The organism is Sphingomonas endophytica (genome assembly GCF_001476895.1).
GTDB classification, from domain to species: domain Bacteria; phylum Pseudomonadota; class Alphaproteobacteria; order Sphingomonadales; family Sphingomonadaceae; genus Sphingomonas; species Sphingomonas endophytica_A.
In genome coordinates this window covers 1-560 of sequence record NZ_LDTB01000090.1, presented here as the reverse complement: position 1 = coordinate 560, position 560 = coordinate 1, and the positions used below count along the sequence as shown (strand labels likewise).

Sequence of the window (560 nt, the reverse complement as noted above, 5' to 3'; positions counted from 1 at the left end):
CGCTGCCGCGCGGCAGCGTGAAGACGTCGCGGGCGATGCCGTCGGGAAACGTTTCTCGAGTCAGAAGGTCGCCGCCCAAGCGCATTACCAGATGACGCGCGGGCAGATTGTCGTCGCGCATGTGCGTCTCGACCCGCTCCCATCCAAGGACGTCATAGCCGTATGCGATCGCCGCTTGCGACGCTTCGCGCGCGTAACCGTTTCGCCGTGCGCACGGCATGATCCACCACGTCAATTCGGGGCGCGGCCATCCCTCTGGCCAGACGATGCCGCACCCGCCGATCATCGTGCCGGTCGCCTTCTCGATGACCGACCACATGCCAAAGCCGCGCAAGGTCCAATGGCCGATGTCGAACGCCAGCTTTCGCCACGCCAGTGGCGGCGGCAGGGGCCCACCGTAGAACGTGGAGGCTTGGGGATCGCCGTAGAAGGCACAGTAGGTGGCCGCGTCCTCGGATGCCGGGCCGCGTAGCGTCAGACGCGCGGTCGTGAGTGGCGGAATGTCCATGCCGGCGACGATGGCCGGTGGCGGCGATGTGGTCCAGCGTGTGATCGGCCCA

Annotated in this window: 1 protein-coding gene; it reads right to left on the bottom strand. The window is 67.1% G+C overall.

Going from position 1 to position 560, the window contains the following annotated elements; translation table 11 throughout:
* Window positions 1-508: GNAT family N-acetyltransferase (locus NS334_RS16025; protein WP_058756954.1), on the bottom strand; the 508-nt coding region annotated here is incomplete at its 3' end.
* Between the last annotated feature and the right edge of the window lie 52 nt (window positions 509-560).